This window comes from Gordonia sp. (in: high G+C Gram-positive bacteria), assembly GCF_047600385.1.
Classification (GTDB): Bacteria; Actinomycetota; Actinomycetes; order Mycobacteriales; family Mycobacteriaceae; genus Gordonia.
Genome location: NZ_JASGKZ010000001.1, coordinates 1992369 through 2014473, shown reverse-complemented (window position 1 = coordinate 2014473; position 22105 = coordinate 1992369). Strand labels below are relative to the sequence as shown.

General features: G+C 70.5%; 20 protein-coding genes. 11 read left to right on the top strand and 9 right to left on the bottom strand.

The genetic code is table 11. The annotated features are described in order from the left end of the window. Nucleotides 1–20: 20 nt before the first annotated feature. The 3 genes from QM809_RS08925 to QM809_RS08915 all read right to left on the bottom strand — a co-directional run bounded on the left by QM809_RS08925 (nt 21) and on the right by QM809_RS08915 (nt 3080). Nucleotides 21–1073, bottom strand: a complete 1053-nt coding sequence (locus QM809_RS08925; RefSeq protein WP_415045426.1) for an N-acetylmuramoyl-L-alanine amidase — start codon at nt 1071–1073, stop codon at nt 21–23. Nucleotides 1074–1190: 117 nt separating this feature from the next. Further along, the gene (locus QM809_RS08920; protein ID WP_415045425.1) at nt 1191–2228 is read right to left on the bottom strand and encodes a CobW family GTP-binding protein; all 1038 of its coding nucleotides are present in this window, start codon (nt 2226–2228) and stop codon (nt 1191–1193) included. Continuing rightward, entirely contained in the window at nt 2229–3080 is an 852-nt protein-coding gene (locus QM809_RS08915) for a rhodanese-related sulfurtransferase (protein ID WP_415047045.1), read from the bottom strand. Between the two features lie 139 nt (nt 3081–3219). Here QM809_RS08915 and QM809_RS08910 point away from each other — a divergent pair, with 139 nt between their 5' ends. The 4 genes from QM809_RS08910 to QM809_RS08895 all read left to right on the top strand — a co-directional run bounded on the left by QM809_RS08910 (nt 3220) and on the right by QM809_RS08895 (nt 6991). Next, a complete protein-coding gene (locus QM809_RS08910; RefSeq protein ID WP_415045424.1) occupies nt 3220–3855 on the top strand; it encodes a hypothetical protein in 636 nt (211 codons plus the stop codon). Nucleotides 3856–3954: 99 nt separating this feature from the next. Continuing rightward, the gene (locus QM809_RS08905) at nt 3955–4284 is read left to right on the top strand and encodes a histone-like nucleoid-structuring protein Lsr2 (protein WP_415045423.1); all 330 of its coding nucleotides are present in this window, start codon (nt 3955–3957) and stop codon (nt 4282–4284) included. 209 nt (nt 4285–4493) lie between these two features. Then, nucleotides 4494–6233 (top strand): ABC transporter substrate-binding protein/permease, encoded by a 1740-nt coding sequence (locus tag QM809_RS08900; protein ID WP_415045422.1) that lies wholly within the window; start codon nt 4494–4496, stop codon nt 6231–6233. After that, nucleotides 6233–6991, top strand: coding sequence for an amino acid ABC transporter ATP-binding protein (locus QM809_RS08895; protein WP_415045421.1), 759 nt, complete (start codon nt 6233–6235; stop codon nt 6989–6991). The genes QM809_RS08900 and QM809_RS08895 overlap by 1 nt, the downstream gene beginning before the upstream one ends. A 20-nt stretch (nt 6992–7011) precedes the next feature. On the opposite strand, the gene QM809_RS08890 is transcribed toward QM809_RS08895, so the two are convergent. Both QM809_RS08890 and QM809_RS08885 read right to left on the bottom strand, forming a co-directional pair. Next, nucleotides 7012–7944, bottom strand: a complete 933-nt coding sequence (locus QM809_RS08890; protein WP_415045420.1) for a hypothetical protein — start codon at nt 7942–7944, stop codon at nt 7012–7014. A gap of 22 nt (nt 7945–7966) precedes the next feature. After that, complete coding sequence (locus QM809_RS08885; protein WP_415047044.1) at nt 7967–8662, bottom strand: YoaK family protein; 696 nt, start codon at nt 8660–8662, stop codon at nt 7967–7969. A 136-nt stretch (nt 8663–8798) separates the two neighbouring features. Here QM809_RS08885 and QM809_RS08880 point away from each other — a divergent pair, with 136 nt between their 5' ends. Next, nucleotides 8799–9830 carry an NAD(P)-dependent alcohol dehydrogenase gene (locus tag QM809_RS08880; RefSeq protein ID WP_415045419.1) on the top strand — a complete coding sequence of 344 codons (1032 nt, stop codon included), beginning with the start codon at nt 8799–8801 and terminating at the stop codon, nt 9828–9830. A gap of 168 nt (nt 9831–9998) precedes the next feature. After that, nucleotides 9999–11111 carry a CapA family protein gene (locus QM809_RS08875; RefSeq protein ID WP_415047043.1) on the top strand — a complete coding sequence of 371 codons (1113 nt, stop codon included), beginning with the start codon at nt 9999–10001 and terminating at the stop codon, nt 11109–11111. Nucleotides 11112–11171: 60 nt separating this feature from the next. Here QM809_RS08875 and QM809_RS08870 read toward each other — a convergent pair whose 3' ends face one another. From QM809_RS08870 to QM809_RS08860, 3 genes are read right to left on the bottom strand one after another with little or no spacing between them, the layout of a single operon-like run. Next, the gene (locus QM809_RS08870; RefSeq protein ID WP_415045418.1) at nt 11172–12017 is read right to left on the bottom strand and encodes a Cof-type HAD-IIB family hydrolase; all 846 of its coding nucleotides are present in this window, start codon (nt 12015–12017) and stop codon (nt 11172–11174) included. Between the two features lie 20 nt (nt 12018–12037). Continuing rightward, nucleotides 12038–13696 carry an ABC-F family ATP-binding cassette domain-containing protein gene (locus QM809_RS08865; protein WP_415045416.1) on the bottom strand — a complete coding sequence of 553 codons (1659 nt, stop codon included), beginning with the start codon at nt 13694–13696 and terminating at the stop codon, nt 12038–12040. 29 nt (nt 13697–13725) lie between these two features. Then, nucleotides 13726–15180 (bottom strand): MFS transporter, encoded by a 1455-nt coding sequence (locus QM809_RS08860; protein ID WP_415045415.1) that lies wholly within the window; start codon nt 15178–15180, stop codon nt 13726–13728. Between the two features lie 114 nt (nt 15181–15294). Here QM809_RS08860 and QM809_RS08855 point away from each other — a divergent pair, with 114 nt between their 5' ends. The 3 genes from QM809_RS08855 (at nt 15295) to QM809_RS08845 (ending at nt 19097) form a co-directional block, all read left to right on the top strand. Next, on the top strand, nt 15295–16053 hold the full coding sequence (locus QM809_RS08855) for a TetR/AcrR family transcriptional regulator (protein WP_415045414.1): 759 nt from the start codon (nt 15295–15297) through the stop codon (nt 16051–16053). An 84-nt stretch (nt 16054–16137) separates the two neighbouring features. Continuing rightward, complete coding sequence (locus QM809_RS08850; protein ID WP_415045413.1) at nt 16138–17016, top strand: 1-acyl-sn-glycerol-3-phosphate acyltransferase; 879 nt, start codon at nt 16138–16140, stop codon at nt 17014–17016. Continuing rightward, nucleotides 17013–19097, top strand: a complete 2085-nt coding sequence (locus QM809_RS08845; protein ID WP_415045411.1) for an AMP-binding protein — start codon at nt 17013–17015, stop codon at nt 19095–19097. The genes QM809_RS08850 and QM809_RS08845 overlap by 4 nt, the downstream gene beginning before the upstream one ends. Before the next feature lie 14 nt (nt 19098–19111). Here QM809_RS08845 and QM809_RS08840 read toward each other — a convergent pair whose 3' ends face one another. Next, complete coding sequence (locus tag QM809_RS08840; protein ID WP_415045410.1) at nt 19112–20386, bottom strand: glutaminase; 1275 nt, start codon at nt 20384–20386, stop codon at nt 19112–19114. A gap of 94 nt (nt 20387–20480) precedes the next feature. On the opposite strand from QM809_RS08840, the gene QM809_RS08835 reads away from it, so the two are divergent. Together QM809_RS08835 and QM809_RS08830 are read left to right on the top strand one after the other, a co-directional pair. Further along, nucleotides 20481–21503, top strand: coding sequence for an LLM class flavin-dependent oxidoreductase (locus QM809_RS08835; RefSeq protein WP_415045409.1), 1023 nt, complete (start codon nt 20481–20483; stop codon nt 21501–21503). A gap of 59 nt (nt 21504–21562) precedes the next feature. Next, nucleotides 21563–22087 carry a hypothetical protein gene (locus QM809_RS08830; RefSeq protein ID WP_415045408.1) on the top strand — a complete coding sequence of 175 codons (525 nt, stop codon included), beginning with the start codon at nt 21563–21565 and terminating at the stop codon, nt 22085–22087. Nucleotides 22088–22105: the final 18 nt, after the last annotated feature.

Sequence of the window (22105 nt, the reverse complement as noted above, 5' to 3'; positions counted from 1 at the left end):
TCCTGTGTCCGTGGCGACCGTCAGATCGGCAGTTTGCCGCCGAAGACGCTGTACACCACCGAGAGCATCGCCTTGAGCACCTGCGCGGAGACGTCCGAGCCCTGCGTCAGCAGGATCTGGGCGGCCTCCTCGGCGCTCTCGGCACCGGCGAGCTGGTTGATCAGCGGGCCCACCGCGAGGAGCGAGGCGAGGTCGTCGCCGTCGTCGTCGTCGGGCAGCGGTGCGGGGGCCGCCTCGCCGGGCGCCAGCGGTTGCGGCGCCGGGGCGGGGGCGGTACCCAGGTACGACTTGATCCCGTTGGTGATCGCCAGCGCGTACCGCGCCGAACCGGTGGCCGACGAGAGCTGCTCGGCGTCGTCGGGGTTCGAGAGGTTGCCCATCTCGATGAACACCGCGGGCACCTTGGTCAGGTTCACCGCCGCGATGTCCGGCCGGGTCTGGATCCCGTTCTCCACGCCGGCGTAGTTGGCGGGGGCGAAACCGCTGCTGCGGAACGCATCGCGCATGGCCTCCGAGGCCTGCCGCCCGTTGGATGCCTGGACCGAGCTGACCACCGGGTCCGGCACCGGCAGGGTCGGGACGATCATGTGGAACCCGGACTTGGTCGGGTCGGCCTTGGTGCTGGTGGAGTCCGCGTGCAGGCTCACCGCCACGTCGGCGCCCGAGGCGTTCGCCGCGGCGGCGCGCTCGTCGACGCAGCCGCCCCAGCCCTTGTCGTCGGCGCGGCTCAGGACCACCTTGGCCCCCTCCGCTTCGAGGGCGGCCTTCACCATCTGGGCGACGTCCCAGTTGATGGCGTGCTCCGTCTTGCCGGTCACCGCCGTGGCACCGGTGGTCTGGCAGTCCTTCTTGCCGCCGCGACCGTCCGGCACCTGCTTCTTGAGGTCGTGTCCGGCGGCCGAGCCCTGGTGGCCCGGGTCGAGGAAGACGGTGCGTCCGTTCAGCGAGGTCGCCGTCGGCTCCGCCGGGTCGGCGGCCGCCGGTGCGGTGCCGACGGCTCCCAGCGCGAGCACTCCGGCCGCCGCGACGGCCGCCCATCGAACGGAACGACGACGCGCAGACACAACAGACATCACAACACTCCCTCGACTACCAGCGGTCACACTGGCCACTTCATTAACAAGTGAACCAAGGTTCGACGATGCGAGGCAACCCGGGACCCGACCGCGGCCGCAGAGCCCGGCGATCCCTCACTCCTCCGCGACCGCGCCCGCCTGCGGAAGGTGCCTGGTGAGGTGCAGGATCCCGTGCTCGTCGGACGCCTCGGCCGGGGTCAGCACCGCCTCGAGCGCCTCCTGCGCCGCGACGGGATCCAGGCCGGCCCCGATCACCACGAGCGACGTCTCCGGCCGCCCGTCCGGCCAGGGACGCGTCGACACCCGGACGAAGCCGCCGACGGCGTGCACCTCGTACGCGTGCTCACGATGCCCGGGCAGATCGACGAAGGCGAGCCCCTTGCAGCGATACGCGCCGACCGGCGGGCGTTCCAGCAGCCCGGCCAGCAGACGCGGGTTCACCGGCTCCGGGGTCTGCAGGGACACCGACTCGAAATCGTCGTGCAGATGCCGGTGCGCGTGCTCGTGCGGCTCCAACAGCTCGCCGATGGTGAGTTGCCGCGGCTCGTCCTCCGCCGCCCCGCCGGTCCCCTCGGTCAGCAGCCCCGGGTCGACGGCCCCGCCGCACACCGGCAGCACCGGCGCGGTGGCGTTCACCTCGCGGACCCGCGCGAGGACGTCGTCGAGCCCGGCCGCCGAGACCAGGTCCCGCTTGTTCACCACCACCAGATCGGCGACGGCCAGGTGCCCGCCGACCGAGGGATGCCGGGCCAGCGTCTGCTCGACGTTCGCGGCATCGACCACGTAGACCAGTCCCCCGTAGGCCACCCGCTCGTCGCGGGCGGCCAGGACCAGCCGGATCAGGGCCCGCGGCTCGGCGATGCCGCTCGCCTCGATCACGATCGCGTCGACGCCCGACCGCGCGAGTCCGGCCAGCGCCTCCCCCAGCCCCTCGGCGTCGGTGGTGCAGCAGATGCAGCCGTTCGCGAGGTTCAGGGTGCCCGCCGACCACCCGGACACCAGCAGCGCGTCGACGTTCACCGCGCCGAAATCGTTCACGAGCACACCGAATCGGCGCCCGCCGGAGTTCCGCAGAAGATGATTGAGCACCGTCGTCTTGCCCGCGCCGAGGAATCCGGCCAGAACGACGACGGGCACCGCCCGTGCCGACATCTACGATTCCGGCCGGCAGGCGAGGCAGAGCACCGCCAACTCCCGACCGAGTTCGTCGGGATGGTTCGCGATCCGATTGGTCGGCGCACCGCATTCGGAGCATCGGCCGATCACCCGGGCGTGATCGGAGAAGTCCACCGTCATCCGCTTGTCGAATACGTACAGCGAACCCTCCCAAAGACCGTCGTCGCCGAAGCGCTCCCCGTAGCGGACGATTCCGCCGTCGAGCTGATAGACCTCCTCGAAGCCCCTATTCCGCAACAGTGCGCTGAGCACCTCGCATCGCACACCGCCCGTGCAGTAGGTCACCAGCGGGCGGTCTTTCAAATGATCCAGGGCACCGCTTTCGATCAACGGCACGAAATCACGCGTGGTCGCCACCGGCGGAATCACCGCACCGGCGAATCGGCCGATCTCGGCTTCGACGGCATTGCGCCCGTCGAAGAACACCACGTCGTCGCCCCGTTCCTCGACCAGTCGATGGACCTCGTCCGGCGACAACCGCACGCCGCCGCCGACGACTCCGTCCGCGGTGACGGTGATCTCGGTCGGCGTGCCGAAGGTGACGATCTCCGGCCGCACCTTGACGCTGAGTCGGGGGAAATCATCACCCCGCCCCGGCGACCATTTGATGTCGGCATCCCGGAAAGCCGGATATCCGCGGGTCGCCCGGACATATCGTTTGACGGCGGGGAGATCCCCGCCGACCGTCGCGTTGATCCCGTGGGGTGAGACGATGATCCGGCCGCGCAAGCCGAGGGATTCGCAGACCGCGGATTGCCACAGGCGGATCGCGTCCGGGTCGGGCAGCGGCGTGAACACGTAGAAGAGCACGATCTTAGGAGTGGCCACAGTGCAAGGGTACGGAGCACATCGGCGACGACGAACCGCAGGCCCGAGCCGAGTGGCCGTGCTCACCGCAGTCGCCGCCGCACTGTTCACGACGTCCGGGTGCGGCCTCGCAGAAGAGCGGAACACGTCCCGGCCGATCGTGATTCCGAGCACCAATGCGCTGGTCACCGAATCGTCGACGCCCACCGTCGTACCGAGCGAGACCCGCAGCACGACGACGGAGACCACCGCGGCCGACGACAGTTACGAGGCGCTGATCGCCGCCGCACCGCACGGTCGGCTCGCCGATTTCCGGCAGGGTTCGACCTCCGCGACGAGTGAGCGCCTGCAGAACCTCTCGGGCATCCATTTCTCCACCCCCGACCGGTCGATCCGCTGTTCGACGGGAAACAGCGGCGCCGACGCCCTGGTCTGCGTCTCCGCACTGGCCGACACGCCGTCGACGCCGCCGCAGGATGCGCCCGCGGACTGCACCTGGGCCACCGACATGGTGACGTTGAACTCCACCGGATACTCGGCGGGCGCCTGCGCCGACCGCTATCCGGTCCTGCACCGCTCCCAGATCCTGGAATACGGCCGATCCCTGACGGTGGGCCGATACTCCTGCTTGAGCGAGGTGGAAGGCCTGTTCTGCCTCGTCACCGACGCCGAAGAAGGATTCGCACTCACCCGCGACGGAGTCGAGAAGATCAGTGCCGGAGAGCCCGCACCGGCGCGTTTGCGCGGCGTCCCGGAGAACGATTCCGCGACATCGACGACCGCTCCGTCGAACTGAATTCGGGGTTTATTCGATTATCGGCGAGAATTTTGTAGACTCTTCGACAAGAGCTACCGACACGCTCAACTTTTCGCTGACACGAAGGGCCCACGAAGAATGGCGAAACGCACCAAGATCCAGATCGTCGACGACATCGACGGTGCCGAACTCGACGATTACGAGACCGTCCGGTGGAGTCTGGACGGCAAGAACCTCGAATTCGACACCTCGCCCGAACACGCCGCCGAGTTCCGCGAGGCGGTCGCCGCCTATCTCGCCGCGTCGCGCGTCATCGGCCGTAACACCGGCGGACGTCGCCCCGCCGCCGCTGCGACCAAGACCGACACCCGCGCCATCCGCGCCTGGGCGAACGAGAACGGTCACACCGTGAGCGATCGCGGTCGTATCCCGGCCGACATCATCGCCGCTTATGAGGCCGCGAACTGATTCACGCCTCTCAGCCCCCGAATGCCCCGGTCTCCGCCGGGGCATTCGGCATCTCCGGCGCTGATCGACGGCTCTCGACCGGCCGGTCACCGCTCCGGCCGGACGACCCGGTCGGCGGCACGGCACCACCGCGGCGCGGGCGCCACCCATTCCACTCGCCGTGGTTTTAATTCCGTCCTCGCCCGATCCTGCCGATAGGGTGACCTTCCATGTCCCCGCAATCGTTCCGCCGCCGACTGTCGGCCCTGATCCTCGCGGCCTTCTGCGTGCTCGTCCTCGCCTCGTGCGGATCGTCGTCGAACGACGGCGACGACGGCCTCTGCGCCCCGCCCGGAATCAAGAGCGCCACCGCGGCACCGGAGAACCTGAACACCTCCGAGCAGGCCGTCGACACCTACACCACGCCCACCACGGTGCCGTTGGATCGGATCGACGTGAACCGGCTCGGGCTGATCCAGCCCGGTGTCCTGACCGTCGGCACCCTCTCCGACGCGCCGCCGAGCATATGCCTCGACAGCGCCGGGAACTACACCGGATTCGACAACGAGCTCCTCAAGGCCGTCGCCGCGAAGCTCGGCCTCGAGATCAAGTTCGTCGGCACCGAGTTCGCGGGCCTGCTGGCGCAGGTCTCCAACAAGCGGTTCGACGTCGCGTCGTCGTCGATCACCACCACCGCCGAGCGCCGCGAGAACGTCGCGTTCACCAACGGTTACGACTTCGGCTACTTCTCGCTGGTCGGCGCTCAGGGCGGGCCGATCCGCGGCTTCGCCGATATGACCCGCGACAACCGGATCGGCGTGGTGCAGGGCACCGTGCAGGACGACTTCGTCAGCAACACGCTGAAGCTGGACCCGGTCAAGTTCCCCGATTACGCCACCGCCTACGCGAACCTCAAGAGCGGCCAGATCGACGCCTGGGTGGCCCCGAGCCAGCAGGCCGAGGGCGCCATCGAGTCCGGTGACGGCATGGCGATCCTGGAGGACACCTTCAGCGTCAACAACTTCGTCGGCTGGGCCGCCCCGATCGGCAACCAGCGCCTGGTCGACGCGCTCAACAGCGGCCTGGACGCGGTGATCGCCGACGGCACGTGGGCCTCGCTGTACACCGACTGGGTCCCGCGCGAACTGCCCGCGGGCTGGAAGCCCGGCTCCAAGTCGGCCCCCGCCCCCGAACTGCCCGACTTCCGCGCCGTCGCCGCCGACAACGCCGCCGATCCGAACACCGCGGAGGTGGCGGACAAGGGCGCGCTCGCCCAGCTGCGCGACACCTTCTTCGACTGGGAGCTCTACAAGAAGGCGTTCCCCGAACTGCTCAAGACCGGTCTGCCCAACACGATCGTCCTGGCGCTCGCCTCGGGCATCATCGGCACCCTGGTCGGCATGCTCCTGGCCGTCGCCGGGATCTCCCGATCACGCTGGCTGCGCTGGCCCGCCCGGATCTACACCGACGTGTTCCGCGGGCTGCCCGCCGTCGTGGTGATCCTGATCATCGGCCTGGGCATCGGTCCGCTGGTGAAGGACCTGACCGGCGGCAACCCGTACTGGCTGGGCGCGGTGGCCCTGGCGCTGCTCGCGGCCGCCTACATCGGCGAGATCTTCCGCTCGGGCATCCAGAGCGTGGAGCCCGGCCAGATGGAGGCGGCCCGGGCGCTCGGTCTCTCGTACCGGCGGTCGATGGCCCAGGTCGTGGTGCCCCAGGGCGTGCGCCGCGTGCTGCCGGCGCTGATGAACCAGTTCATCGTGCTGATCAAGGATTCGTCCCTGATCTACTTCCTGGGACTGCTGGCCACCCAGCGCGAACTCTTCGCCGTCGGACGCGACCTCAACGCCCAGACCGGCAACCTCTCTCCGCTGGTGGCCGCCGGACTCGTCTACCTGATCCTGACGGTGCCGCTGACTCACCTGGTGAACCACATCGACAAGCGTCTGCGCACCGGAAAGGCCTCCTGATGAGCACTCCCAAGACCGCCCTGGCCACCCCCGCCCCGGTCTCGCTGACCGGCCGGGACCTGCACCTCTCGTTCGGCGACAACGACGTCCTGCGCGGCGTCGACATCCACGTGGAGGCGGGCACGACGACGACGGTGATCGGCCCGTCCGGGTCGGGCAAGTCGACCCTGCTGCGCGTGCTGAACCGCCTGTACGAACCCCGGTCCGGGGACATCCTGGTGGACGGCCGGTCGGTGCTGAACGACGACCCCGACGAGTTGCGCCGCCGCATCGGCATGGTGTTCCAGCAGTTCAACCTGTTCCCGCACATGTCGGTCGCCGACAACATCGCCTTCGCGCCGCGCAAGGTGCGCAAACTGGGCAAGGACGAGGCCCGCGAACTCGCGCTCGCGCAACTCGATCTGGTCGGGCTCAAGGCGAAGGCCGACGTCCGGCCGTCGACGCTGTCCGGCGGTCAACAGCAGCGTGTCGCCATCGCCCGGGCGCTGGCGATGGAACCGGAGATCATGTTCTTCGACGAGGCGACCAGCGCGCTGGACCCGGAGCTGGTCAAGGGGGTGCTGGCGCTGATGACGGAGTTGTCCCGCGAGGGCATGACGATGGTCGTGGTGACCCACGAGATGGGGTACGCCCGGAACGTCTCGGACGATCTGCTGTTCATGGACGCCGGCGTCGTCGTGGAGACCGGTCCCCCGGAGAAGCTCTTCGAGGACCCGTCCAGCGAACGCCTGCGGAACTTCCTGTCCGAGGTGCTGTAGCGCAGGGGCGCCGCGCGCCGTCAGGAGAGGCCGAGGGCCGCGAACTCCGGGGAGGCGAAGAACGGCGCGAGCCTCCTGCGCAGGACGTGCTCCAGATAACCCTGCCGGTCCAGGCGCTCGATCACCACCGGGCCGAAGCGCAGCGCCTCCTCGCGGAGGTCCGCGGCGTCGATGCCCAGGTCCTCGATCACGTCGGCGAGCGGGGTGGCGCCGTAGGTGTCGAAGACCTCGTCGATGCCCGCGTCGAGCAGCGTCCGGAAGTACTCCGACTGACGGAAGTCGCGCCAGAACTCGAACGCGATCACCACCATGTCCTCCACATCGGATTCGGAGACCGTGTCGCGGAAGCCGTCCACCGACCGGTCCGCGCGGCCGCGCCAGAAGTCGCGGACCGCGTCGAGCAGCAGTTCGTCGGAGTCGTCGCGCGCCGAGTCGACCACCATCTTGGTGCCGCTGCGCGTGAGACGCTCCACCCACCGCGACAGGCGGCGGCCGACGCGACGACCGAACCGGTCCTCCACCGCCCGCTGCACCACCTCGACCACGGTGTCCTCGGTCGCGGGACTGTCCAGGACCTGGTCGATCGCGCGCCGTGACAGCCGCAGGTCGACGGCGGCCGAGGCCAGCTCGTCGAAGCGCCGCGTCTCGATCACGTCGGACGGGCTGGTGGCCTCGTGCACCTCGTGCCGATACAGGCGCGCGGCCACCTGACCCGCCAGTTCCGGGATCGCGCCCTCCACCGGGAACTGCATCGCGTACTTGTGCGCCACCTGCTTGATCAGGTCGCGCGGCATCACGTCCTCCAGCGGCATGGTGCCCGACTCGTCGAAGAAGGCGTCGATCTCCTCCTCCACGAGCGCCTGGAACTCCGCTTCGTCCGTCAGCTGGCGCAGGGCGAAGGCCACCTGGGCATCGAGGAGACGGGCGGCGAGGGCATCGTCGGAATCCGGCATGGTCACCAGGGTAGGCCGGACGCTACCGATCCGTACGCCGCGGGCCCGGACGATGCACGACGATCTCCCGGCGCGACCGCCGCGCCCGCACACCGAACACCCCGCGCCGTCGACGATCGGCCGCCACGATCACCGTCAGCATCGCGAGCAGCCCGGCGATCGGCCACAGCGCTCCGCCCAGTCCCAGCCGATGCAGCATGACGGCGCCGACGATGCCGCCCACCAGCAACGCCGCCCACAGGGAGAGGTGCCGCGCCCAGAGCGTGCGCGGCCCGCCGTGGAAGGCGTCCACCAGCCGCTGCCCCGCCTTGACCAGGGCGCCGGTCATGTAGGTGAGGCCGATGCTGGTCTCGCCGTCGTTCAGGAAGGTCGCGTTCACCACGCCCATCGCCGTCGGGAGCAGCAGCGCGACCGGGACGGTGGAGCCGGAGAGGCCGCCGAGCAGCGCGGTGAGACCGACCAGCAGCGCGGTGACCGCCAGGACCGTCGTGCGTCCGTCGCCCAGCCGCGCCAGGATCGCGCCCAGCACCACGCCCGCGAAGAACATCCCGAGCAGCGTGCCGGCCAGTCCGACCGCCCCCGCGTCACCGTGGGCGAGGCTGCTGGCGAGTTCGGTGGTGTTGCCGCTCATGAACGAGACGAAGAATCCGCCGAGATACACGTAGCCGACCGCATCGAGGTAGCCGGCCGCCGCCGACAGGACCACCGCCAGCGCCACTTCCCTCCGCGCGATCATCTTCACGGGACCATCGTCCCATTTCCGGACACTTTCCCGACTTGCCCCTGCCCGATGCCGGCATCGGCCATATCCTCAGAAGCGCATAGCCGCATACATCACCACCGAAGGGTTCCCCATGCGCGCAGTGAAACTCAGCAGCCCCAGCACCGTGACCCTCGAAGAGGTTCCCGTCCCCGAACCCGGCCCCGGCGAGGTCCGGGTGAAGGTGGCCGGAGCAGGCCTCTGCCACTCCGATCTGCATCTGATCGAGATGGGCGACGCCTGGCCCGCCTTCGGTCTCACCCTCGGCCACGAGGGCGCCGGCCACATCGACGCGCTCGGCTCGGGTGTCAGCGGCCACGCGGTCGGCGATCCGGTGATCGTGAACCTGGTCTGGAGCTGCGGCGACTGCCGGGCCTGCGTCGAGGGCCGCGACAACGCCTGCGAGGTGACCGGTGGCCGCGACAGCTTCCCGTCCGCCCCCGGGCTCACGAACGACGGCGCGATGGCCGACTACCTGATCGCGCCGGCCCGGCAGTGCCTGCCGCTGGGCGAGATCGACCCGGTCGCCGCCGGACCGCTCACCGATGCGGGTCTGACCCCGATGCGGGCCATCAACTCGGTCAAGGAGCGCCTCACCCCCGGTGCGACCGTGGTGATCCTGGGCATCGGCGGCCTCGGCCACGTCGGCCTGCAGATCGTCAAGGCCATCTCGTCGTCGCGCGTGATCGCCATCGACAACGACGAGAAGAAGCTCGAACACGCCAGCGAGCTCGGCGCGGACATCGTCCTGCAGCCCGGGCCCGACACCGCCGCCCGGATCCTGGAGCTGACCGGCGGCTACGGCGTCGACGTGGTGCTCGACTTCGTCGGCGTGCAGCCGACCGTCGACACCGCCGCCGCGGTGATCGCCCCCGAGGGCCTGGTCCGCCTGGTCGGGCTGGGCGGCGGCTCGTTCCCGATGAACGCCGCCATCGAGACCCCGTGGGGCATCAACGTCCAGCGTTCCTACGGCGGCACCCGGTCGGATCTGCTCCAGGTGCTGGCGCTGGCCGCGGCGGGCAAGATCCGCATCGACTACACCACCTACCCGCTGGACGACTTCCAGCGCGCCATCGCGGACCTGCACGACGGCAAGGTGGTCGGTCGCGCGATCCTCGTGCCGTGAGCCGAGGATCCGCGGATCCGTCCTGACCACGATTCCCGCGGCCCGGCGCGTCCGTCGTCATCGGAGTGTCCTCCGATCGACGGATTGCGCCGGGCCGCGCGCATCGGTTTGCATCGCCGAGTGCGATCGAGAAGACTCCTCCGCGTCCTGACGCTGACCACCGCGGCCCTGCTCGCGGTCACCTCGTGCGGGAACGACGACGCACCGACCGCATCGTCGTCGGACGTGTCGTCGTCGACCGCCGCCTCCGGTCCGAGCGCCTCCCCGGCGTCGTCGACGGCCGCGAAGGCGTCCGGCACCCTGGTGCTGAGCTGGGCGGGCGACAACATCCTCGGCACCGACGAGAAGTTCGGCGGCCTCACCCTGCCCGCCGCGTGGGCGCAGAGCGGGAAGGACCCGGACTACTTCTTCCAGAACGTGAAGAAGTACTTCGCCGCCGACGACCTGACGATCGCGAACTTCGAGGTGGCGCTCACCTCCTCGCGGAAGAAGCGCGACAAGGGCGGCGGCGAGGTCTACCACTTCTACGGTGAGCCCGCCGTCGCGAAGACCCTGACGGCCGGCGGCATCGAGGTGGTGACGATCGCGAACAACCACACCTGGGATTACGGCCGCAAGGGCTTCACCGACACCGTCGAAGCGCTCGACGAAGCAGGTGTGCAGTACGTGGGCGCGGGCAACCCCGGCTACGACGGCTCCGACTTCGACCACCCGCTGATCCGGGACGTCAAGGGCGTCGGGATCGGGCTGCTGAGCTATCAGACCTGGGAGGACACCCCGGCGATCCGCAAGCAGGTGCGCGGCGACATCAAGAAGCTGCGCGCGCAGGGCGCGGACGTGGTGATCCCCTACTTCCACTGGGGCATCGAGGCCGTCCACGAGCCGTACGAGGTGCAGCGCGCCCTGGCCCGGGTGGCGATCGACGCGGGCGCGGATGCGGTGATCGGCACGCACCCGCACGTGTTGCAGTCGATGGACGTCTACAAGGGCCGGCTGATCGCCTATTCGCTCGGCAACTTCTCGTTCGGCGGCAACACGAATCCGAGCGACAAGCGGACCATGATCCTGCAGACGCGCCTGACCGTGAAGGACGGGAAGGTCGACGGCGTGGACTATCGGATCATCCCGACCCGGCTCTCCCGGACCGAGGCGTACAACGACTACGTCCCGACCCCGTACGGCAGGGCCGAGGCCCGGCAGGTGGTCGCGTTCATGAACCAGATCTCGCCGAGCCTGGACGGCACCGTCTCCCAGCGGTTCACCCCGGTCCCGCAGAGGTGACCCGCCGTCCGCACCGCCTTCCTCGATGGTCGAGCGGCGTCGAGACCACCCGGATCTCGACTACGCTCGATCGCCGAGGCGGACCTGCCCGCCGAGCAATTCGGTCAGCACCGTGATCACGCCCTGGTCGGCGTTGGCCGGGGCCTGGTACCGGGCGCGTTCCCGGACCTGCGGGTGCGCGTCGGCCATCGCGAACGACCAGTCGGCGGCGTCGAGCATCTCCAGATCGTTCAGGTAGTCGCCGAAGACGACGGTCTGCGCCGGGGTCACGCCCAGCTCGGCCTGCAATGCACGGACCCCGATCCCCTTGTCGACGCCGGGCGCCATCAGATCGATCCAGTTCGGCCCGGACACCACCGTCCGGCAGCGATCGGCGAACGCGTCGAACTCCTGTCGCGCGGCGGCGGCCGCATCGTCGAAGTCGTAGATCGCGAGTTTGAGGACGTCGTCGTCGACGGCGAGCAGATCGTCCACGAGGTCCAGGCGCGCGTAGTACTTCGCGCACTCGGCGAGGAACGGATCGTCGTCCCGTTCCACGACCGCGCCCCGAGTGCCGCAGACGACGATGCCGAGATTCCGCGCAGAAGCCCGCACGGCGGCGATCACGTCGTGGACGAGGGCGGCCTCGACGGTGGTCGAGGCGCGGAACCGGCCGTCGTGCACCACGAGGTTCCCGTTCTCGGCGATGTAGGAGATCCCCTCCGGCGCCCGCGCGAACAGCTTCTCCAGCGTGTAGTACTGCCGTCCGCTGGCCGGCACGAACCGGATGCCCCGGTTCCGCATGGTCTCCAGCAGCGGCCAGAACGCGGCGGGCACCGCGCCCTCCGGGGTGAGCAGTGTGCCGTCCATGTCGGAGACGACGAGTCGGACGTCGGGGCGGGCGGCGGGCGGGTTCGGTGCGGTCACCCTCCCATCGTCGCACCCGGTCACCGCTCGGTGACGAGCCCGTCCTCGACGTGCCAGCGGCGGTCCACCCGGACCGCTTCGAGCATGCGCCGGTCGTGGGTCACCAGGAGCAGGGCGCCGTCGTAGGAGTCCAGGGCCTGTTCGAGCTGCTCGATCGCGGGCAGGTCGAGGTGGTTGGTGGGTTCGTCGAGCACCAGGACGTTGGTGCCGCGGGCCTGCAGCAGCGCGAGCGCCGCGCGGGTGCGCTCGCCGGGCGAGAGTCCGGACACCGGCCGCGCGACGTGGTCGGCGCGCAGCCCGAACTTGGCGAGCAGCGTGCGGACGTCGGCGGTGCTCATCTCCGGCATCAGCTCCTCGAACCGTTCGGCCAGCGGCACGGGTCCGGTGAACAGCCCGCGGGACTGGTCGATCTCCCCGATCGCCACCGACGACCCCAGGTACGCGGTGCCGTCGTCGGGGGCCAGATCACCCAGGAGCAGCCGCAGCAGCGTCGACTTGCCGGCCCCGTTGGGTCCGGTGATCCCGATGCGGTCGCCGCCGTCGATCTGCAGCGACACCGGGCCGAGCGTGAAGTCGCCCCGGCGCACGACGGCCTCGTTCAGCGTCGCCACCACCGACGACGACCGCGGCGCCTTCCCGATGCTGAACTCCAGCACCCACTCCTTGCGGGGCTCGGCCACCTCCTCCAGGCGCGCGATCCGGCTCTCCATCTGCCGGACCTTCTGCGCCTGCTTCTCGCTCGACTCCGTGGCGGCCCGACGCCGGATCTTGTCGTTGTCGGGGGCCTTCCGCATCGCGTTGCGCACCCCCTGACTGGACCATTCGCGCTGCGTCCGGGCCCGGGAGACCAGGTCCGCCTTCTTCGCGGCGAACTCCTCGTACTCCTCGCGACGGTGCCTGCGGGCCACCTCCCGCTCTTCCAGGTAACTCTCGTAGCCGCCGCCGAACACCGTGTTGGTGTGCTGCGCGAGATCGAGTTCGAGCACCCGGTTCACGCTGCGCGCCAGGAACTCGCGGTCGTGGCTGACCAGCACCACGCCCCCGCGCATGCCGTGCACCACCTCCTCCAGCCGGGCCAGACCGTCCAGGTCGAGGTCGTTGGTGGGTTCGTCGAGCAGGGCGACGTCGAACCGCGAGCACAGCAGCGCCGCCAGTCCCACGCGGGCGGCCTGTCCGCCGGACAGCCCCGTCATCGGCGCCGACGCCGGTGCGACGGTCGCCAGGCCGAGGTCGGCGAGCACCCCCGGCAGTCGTTCGGCCAGATCGGCCGCACCGGTGGCGAGCCAGTGGTCCAGCGCCGCCGCGTAGAGGTCGGCCGGGTCGTCGTTCCCGGTGTGCCGGTCCGGGTCGGCGAGGAGTTCGGCGGCGGCGTCCATCGCCGTCGTCGCGGCGGCGCAGCCGGTCCGCCGGGCGACGTATTCCGCGACCGTCTCGCCGGGGACGCGGGCGTGCTCCTGCGGCAGCCACCCGACGAAGGCGTCCGGCGGCGTCCGCGACACCGTGCCCGCCAGCGGCGCCAGGTCGCCGGCGAGCACCCGCAGCAGCGTCGTCTTGCCCGCGCCGTTGGCGCCCACCACGCCCACGACGTCCCCGGGCGCGACGGTCAGGTCCAGGTGCTCGAACAGGACGCGGTGGGCGTGGCCGCCGGCGAGGTCCTTGGCGACGAGAGTGGCAGTCATCGGTCCATCGTCGCACCCGCCGCACCGCGTCAGACGGGCTCCTCCACCGAATGCGAGTCCGTCAGGGTCAGGGCTCCGCCCGCGGCCACCAGTCCGACCACCGCGGCGAGGACCAGGTAGACGATCCGCTCCCCGTGGAAGAACGACGACACCAGTTCCCCGCTCCACGTGCCGTCCGGCAGCACCCGGGTGACCAGGACCGCGAGCGCGGTGCCCACGACCGCGGTGCCCACACCGCTGCCGACCTCCTGCGCGGTGTCGTTGAGGGCGGTGCCGATCGAGGTCTTGTTCTCCGGCATCGCGCCGACCAGCGCCACCGCGCAGATCGTCATGATCGTCCGGAGCCCGAGCGTCAGCGCCACCATGGAGAGCGCGATCGCGAGGTACCCGTGCTCCACGCCCCACGCCATCCCGACGAGCGAACCGGAGAGCAGGACCGCGCCGATCAGGCAGGCGATCCGGTGTCCGAAGGTCTTCCCCAGCCACTCGGACACCGGCGTGCCGACGATCATCGTGAGGATCAGCGGCAGATTCGCCAGACCCGCCTTCACCGGACTCCATCCATAAGCGTACTGGAAGTGCAGGATCAGTCCGAACATGACGCCCGACATGGCGATCGAGGTGCCGATCTGGGCGATCGCGGCGCCCCGCACGGTCCCGTCGGCGAAGATCCGGAGGTCGAGCATCGGGTGGTCGGTGTGCCGTTCCCGCCAGACGAACGCGACGGCGGCCAGGAGTGCGCCGAGCAGCACGCCGCCCGTCGCCCACGACGCCCAGCCGTATTCGACCCCCGCGGTGAGGGTGTAGCAGGCCAGCCCCATCGCCAGGACGGACAGGACCGCGCCGGGCAGGTCGAACCGCTCGCCGGTCAGGTCGCCGGGCCGGTCGGGGGCGACCCCCGCGCGGACGCCGAGCCAGGCGATCAGCGCGATCGGCGCGTTGACCAGGAGCAGCCATTCCCAACGGATGTGCGCCAGCGCGCTGCCGCCGATCAGCGGGCCGAGGATGAACCCGCTCATGCCGACGACGATCATCAGCGTCATCGCCCGCATCCGCAGCTGCTCGGTGTCGAACAGTCGGAAGACCAGGGAGTTGGTCACCGGCGCCATCGCGGCGGCGGCCACGCCGAGCGCCGCGCGCAGGACGATCAGCGCACCGGCCGAGTCGACCCAGATCACGCCGAGGCTGATCGTCCCGAAGGCAGCCAGTCCCCACAGCAGGACCCGACGCCTGCCGATGCGGTCGGCCGCCGATCCGGCGGTGAGCAGCAGGCCGCCGAAGGTGAGCGAGTAGGCGCCGGTGATCCATTGCAGGGCGACGGTGCCGCCGCCCAGATCGCGGCCGATCGTGGGCAGCGCGATGGTGAGCAGCGTGTTGTCGACCATCTCGACGAAGAAGGCGAGACAGAGTGCGGTGAGCGGAATCCAGGCGGATCGCAGGGACGAGTGGGTACGAGAGGGTACGGCTGCATCGAGGGAGACCACGGGGACACCTCCTTATCAATCGAACGACGTTCGGTAATGGAACAACGTTCGATACTCTAGAACAGCGTTCGATCCGAGCGCAAGAGCGGAATCGCCACGGGGGATGATGGACACATGACCGAGCCCCCCGCACCCGCCGCTCGCCGCACCCGCCGACGCGCCACCCACTCGATGGAGTCGGTGGTCTCCGAGGCCGTCGCCCTGCTCGACGAGGCGGGCGAGTCCGCCCTCACCTTCCGCGCCCTCGCCGCCCGCCTCGGCGGCGGCGTGGCCAGCATCTACTGGTACGTCTCGAACAAGGAGGAACTCCTCGACAAGGCCACCGACCACGTCCTGCGGGGCGTCGTCGAGAAGGCGCGGGACCTCCGCCACGCCGACGATCCGGTCGACGACATCCGCGCCATCGCCCAGACCCTGTTCGACGCGGTCGTCGACCGCCCCTGGCTCGGCACCTACCTCATGCGCGACACCGACGCCCAGACCAGCGGCATGCAGCTCTACGAGCTCATCGGACAGCAGATCCTGCGGCTGGGGCTCACTCCGTGGGAGAGCTTCGGCGCGGTCTCGGCCGTGACCGGCTTCGTCATCGGCACGGCCACCGACCTCGGCCAGTCCCCGCCCCCCGAACTCCTCGCCGGGGAGACCGACCGCACCGAGTTCATCCACGACGCCGCCGACAGATGGCGGGCCCTGGATCCGGCCGAGTACCCGTTCATCCACTACATCGTCGACGAGTTCGCCGAGCACGACGACACCGAGCAGTTCCGCGCCGGCCTGGATCTGCTGCTCGCCGGGCTGCGCCTGCAGGCCGAGAAGAGCCGGGACCGGGCCGCGCGGGCGACCCCCGAGGACCGTCGGCCGGCCCGTGAGTAGGATGACTCCGACGATGTGATGTCCGCCACTCCCGAACGGCTGCCGGGCACACGTCGGACCCCGACGGAAAGGACGGATTCCTCGATGGACCTCGCCTTCGATCCGATCGCGACCGGCTCGGCGACCCTCTCCTTCGCCGGACGGCAGCTCGGCCGCCTGGTCCCGCGCCTGCGGCGCGGCGACCTGGACGACCGCGACCCCGACGCGATCCGCGAACTCCTCCCCGGTCTGTGGCTGCTGGTGAGCACCTGGTTCCGGCCGGACGTGCGCGGCCTGCACCACATCCCCGACGACGGTCCCGCACTGATCGTGGGCAACCACACCGGCGGGATCATGTCGCCGGAGGTGCTGATCAGCCAGCTGGCCGTCACCTCGTACTGCGGGGTGGAGCGGCCCTTCTACCAGCTCGCCCACCGGATGGTGCTGAACTCGCCGCTGGCCCCGATCCTGCGCCGCTTCGGCACCGTCGAGGCCGACCCCGACAACGGGCACATCGTGCTGTCCGAGGGCGGCCTGCTGCAGGTGTTCCCCGGCGGCGACTACGAGGTGTACCGGCCCAGCAACCAGTCCGCGCTGATCGACTTCGGCGGCCGCAAGGGCTTTCTCCGGCTGGCGCTGAAACACGACGTCCCGATCGTCCCGCAGGTCACCATCGGCGGACAGGAGACGGCGCTGTTCCTCACCCGCGGCGACCGGATCGCCCAGCTGCTGCACCTGGATCGGCTGTTCCGGCTCAAGGTGCTGCCGGTGGTGATCTCGGCGCCGTTCGGGCTGACGCTTCCGTTCGCCCCGTTCCTGCCGCTGCCGGCCAAGATCACCATCGCCTATCTGCCGCCGATCGACCTGCGCGCCCGATACGGCGACGACCCCGACCTCGACCGGGTCTACGCCGACCTGGTCGCCGCCATGCAGGACGTGCTCACCGCCCTGCAGTCCGAGCGCAGACTGCCGGTGATCGGATGAAGATCGAACACAGCGACGTGATCGCCGCCCCCGTCGAGGAGGTCTGGGCGGCCTGCGCCGATCCGGTCGCCTTCTCCCGGTTCGCCAGCCCCACCATCACCGTCACGGCGCTCGACCCCACCGCGCGGCCCGCGGTGGACGCCCGCTACCGGGTGATCGTGATGATGGGCGGCGCGATGGTCGGCGGCGACGCCATCGTCACCGAGTACGCGGCCCCGCGCGAGATGGCGTGGACGTCGTTCACCGGCGTCTCGCATCGGATACGCCTGCGGCTGCGCCCGGCGCCCGGCGGCACCCGGATGACCCTGCGGCTCTCCTACGACGCCCCCGGCATCTTCGGCGGCGTGGCCGACTTCGTCGCGTATCCGGCCATGCGCTCCCTGATGCGCACCGTCCTGGACCGGATGAAGGCAGACGTGGAGGGCGCCCGGGACGCGGCGGAGGCGCCGCCCCTCCCGCTGCGGATGGCCGACGAGGCCGGGCACCTGGCGGTGCTCGCCCGCGCCGGGATCGTGGCGCCGATGCGCCCCGACCGGGCGCTCCGGATCGCGCTGGCCGCCCGCAGCTGGGGTCTGAGCCCCGGCGCCCTGATCGCGGTGGGCGCCGCCCGCGACCCCGAACGCCAGGCGCTGACCGACGACGACGGCGTCCTCGTCTACGCCGAGGCCGACCGGAGGTCGTCGCAGATCGGTGCGGGGCTGCGCGCCCTCGGGGTCGCCGAAGGCGATGCCGTCGCGCTCCTGGCCCGCAACAGCCGGGAGTTCCTGCTCGCCGCCGGAGCGATCGCCAAGGTCGGGTGCGACGTGCTGCTGCTGAACACCGGTTTCTCCGGCCCGCAGATCGCCGACGTGTGCCGCCGCGAGAGCGCGGCGGCGATCGTCCACGACCCCGAGTTCGCCGAGCTGGTGGCCGAAGCCGCCGAGAACCGTCACGCGGTCCTCACCACCGATCCGGGCACCGGCGAGGACGTCCCGACCCTGGCGAGCCTGGCGGCCGACCACGGCGAGGACGCGCTGCCCTCGCCGAGTCGGGCGGGCAAGGTGATCATCCTGACCTCGGGCACCACCGGCACCCCCAAGGGGGCCAGCCGCGGCGCCGCCTCCGGCGGTGCCCTCCCGACCCTGGAGGCACCGGCCGCCCTGCTGGACCGGATCCCGCTGCGGGCGGGCATGCGCATCGGTCTCGCCGCGCCCGCGTTCCACGCGTGGGGTCTCTCGAATCTCCTGCTGTCGCTGGGTCTCGGCGCCCGGATCGTGTGCCGCCGACGCTTCGACCCCGAGGCCTGGCTGGCCGCGGTGGAGCGGCACCGCATCGAGGCGCTGGTGGTGGTGCCGGTGATGCTCGCCCGCATCCTGGAACTGCCCGCCGCGACCCGCGCCCGGTACGACCTCTCGTCCCTGCAGATCGTCGCCGCCTCCGGGTCGGCTCTGCCCGCCGGGCTGGCCGAGCGCTGGATGAACGAGTACGGCGACAACCTCTACAACCTGTACGGATCCACCGAGGTGGCGAACGCGACCATCGCCACCCCCGCCGACCTGCGGACCGCCCCCGGCACCGCGGGCCGACCGACCCGCGGGACCACCGTCCGCCTCTACGACGAGCACGGCGCCGAGGTCCCGCAGGGCGAGGTGGGCCGGATCTTCGTCGGCAACTCGCAGCTCTTCGAGGGCTACACCGGCGGCGAGGACAAGGAGCGCCTGCACGGCCTGATGGCCACCGGCGACGTCGGCCGGTTCGACGCCGCGGGCCGACTCTTCGTGGAGGGCCGCGACGACGACATGATCGTCTCCGGCGGCGAGAACGTGTTCCCGCAGGAGGTGGAGAACGCCATCGTCGTGCACCCGGCGGTCGCCGAGGTGGCCTGCGTCGGTGTGCCGGACGAGCGGTTCGGTCAGCGGCTGCGGGCGTTCGTGAGCCTGCACGACGGCGCATCGGTCACCGGCGAGGAGTTGATCGGCCTCGTCAAGAGCGACCTGGCCGGCTACAAGGCGCCGCGCGAGGTGGTCTTCGTCGACGCCCTGCCCCGCAATGCGACGGGCAAGGTGCTGCGCCGCGAACTCGTCGACCGGCCGGTCGACTGAGGCCGGGGCTGCGGTCAGACGGGCCGGATCTCGTCGAGGGAGGTGACCAGTCCGACGTCGAGGTCGCCCGCGAAATCCGGTCCGAAACGCGCATCGGCGTCGACCAGATACACCCGGTGACCGTCGGCGCACAGCCGTTCCAGCGTCTGCCGCAGCATGAGATGTGCGGCCTCGCCGAGCGTGTACACCCGGCTCACGTCGACGGCCACCCGGCGACACGGCGGCGTCCGCAGCACGATCTCGCGCGTCACGCGCTCCCCGCCTGCGAACCGGATGCTGCCCTGCAGGGTCATCACGTACAGCGGCCGACCGCCGTGGTCGATCACCCCGGTGGACCGGATCACCGACAGCGGCGCCGAGTTCGCCTCCATGATGTGCAGGTTCATCTCTTCGGCGAAACGCTGGAACAGCTCCGTTCCACGGACGCTGTTGCCGTGCGCGTCCAGGCGAGGTGAGAACGTCGCGATGCCGAGCTGTCCCGGCAGCGCCGCGATCAGCCCGCCGGACACCCCGCTCTTGGCGGGCACCCCGACGCGTGTCATCCAGTCGCCCGCGCCGTCGTACATGCCGCAGGTCGACATCACGCTGAGCGTCTGCCGGACCACTCGCGCCGACACCACCTCCTCGCCGGTGAGCGGGTTGACGCCCTTGTTCGCCAGCGTCGCCGCCATCATCGCCAGGTCACGGGTGTTCACCAGCACCGCGCACTGCCGGGTGTAGCCGGCCACCGTGATCAGCGGATCCTCGGCGACGACGTCGTTGGCCCGCAGCATGTTCGCCAGCGCCCGGTTGCGGAACGAGTGCGCCAGCTCGGATTCGAAGACGGCCTCGTCCACGTGCAGTCGGCGCCCCGCGAAGGCGCTGAGACCGTCCAGGAGCCGGGCCGTCCGCGTGCCCGGACCCGCCCCCGGCGCGCCGACCAGGGTGTGCACGGTGAGGGCTCCGGCGTTGATCATCGGATTGCGCGGGCGACCGGTCACCGGTTCCAGGGAGATCTCGTTGAACGCATCGCCGGTCGGCTCCACGCCGACCCTGTCGAGCACGTCGTCGAAACCCCGATCGGCCAGCGCGAGTGCGTAGACGAACGGTTTGGAGATCGACTGGATGCTGAACTCGACATCGGTGTCCCCGGCCTCGTACAGGTAGCCGTCGGTCATCGCGACGGCCACCGCCAGCCGATCCGGATCGGCCTTCGCCAGTTCCGGGATGTAGTCGGCGACGGCGCCGGAGTCGTCGTCGCGCACATCGCTCAGCGTGGACGCGAGGTAATCGGGGATCGGAGAGCGCACGGATGTCAGCGTAAGTCGCCACACGTCCCGACACGCCGCGGACCACGGTCCGGTTATCGGAATGCGCGCGACGCCAATGCGCTTGAATACAACCATGAACGAGATCGAATTCGGCCTGGACACCTTCGGCGGCGTGACGCACGACGAGCAGGGACGCCCCACCCCGCACCCGCAGGTGATCCGCGACCTGGTGGGGGATGCCGTGGTCGCCGACGACCTCGGCCTGGACTTCTTCGCCGTCGGCGAGCATCACCGGCCGGACTTCGCCGTCTCCAGCCCGGAGATGGTCCTGGCCGCCGTCGCGGCCGCCACCGAGCGGATCCGGCTCGGTTCGGCGGTGACGGTCCTCAGCTCCGACGACCCGGTCCGCGTCTACCAGCGCTTCGCCACCCTCGACGCCGTCTCCCGGGGACGCGCGGAGATCGTCGCGGGCCGCGGCTCGTTCGTCGAGTCTTTCCCGCTCTTCGGATACGAGCTCGGCGACTACGAGCTGCTGTTCGAGGAGAAGCTGGCCCTGCTGGCCGAACTGGTCTCCGGCGACCCCGTCACCTGGAGCGGCACCGTCCGCGCCGCGCTGACCGAGCAGCGCGTGTTCCCCACCACCGCCGACCGGATGCCCGTCTGGGTGGGCGTCGGCGGCACCCCCGAATCGGTGGTGCGCACCGCGAAGTACGGGTTCGGGCTGTTCCTGGCGATCATCGGCGGGGATCCGGCGCGCTTCGTGCCGTACATCGACCTGTTCGAGCGCGCCCAGGACCGGTTCGAGGTGCCGCGGAACCGGGTCGCCGTGCACTCCCCCGGACTGATCGCCGAGACCGACGAGCAGGCCCGCGAACTCGCCTACGACGGCTGGCTGGCCTTCCGCACCAAGCTCGGCCGGGAACGCGGCTGGGGTCCGGCGGGCCCGCGCGAGTTCGAGAACGAGATCGAGCACGGCTCCCTGTACCTCGGCTCGCCCGAGACGGTGGCGACCAAGATCGCCCGCACCCTGACGACGCTGAAGGTGGACCGGTTCGACCTCAAATACGACCAGCCCGTCCCGCACGCCGTGCAGCGCCGGTCGATCGAGCTGTACGGCGAGCAGGTGGTGCCGATGGTCAAGGACATGCTGGCCTGACGGCACGACGACGTCGGGTATCTTCCGGAGAACGACCAGCGCGCACGGAGGAGAGCATCATGACGAACCCGGAGACCGCACCGGCCGGACCTCCGCCCGGCGGCCCGCGACCGGCCGTGGTGTACCCGGCGATCGTCGGACTGTTCGTCCTCGCCGCGGCCTTCGTCATCGGGCTGACCGGCCCCGTCCTCGTCGAGTACGACTCGGCGACGGACTACCGTCCGGCACGGATCGAGTGCGGCAGAGCCTGGGGCGGCGCTCCGCACGGGATCTCGGACGAGAGCCAGGCGGACTGCGCACCGATCCGATCCGAACGCTTCTCCTGGTCGATCACCCTGGCGTTCCTCGGTGCGGGCCTGCTGATCGGGTCCGTCGTCGTCTCGAGCGGATCGGGTCCGGGTCCGCACGCTCGGGGCACGGATGCCGCAACACCCGCCGCGAACCCGAACGCGGGCGAATCGCTCCGCGACCGCTTCCGGCGAGAGGCCGCAGCCGGAGTTCCGGTCGCCACGATCGCCGAGCGGTCCGGACTGTCCGAGGCGCACGTCCGCCGGATCCTGGACGGTCCGTCGAGCGACGGCTGACGACGCTCGACGGCGACC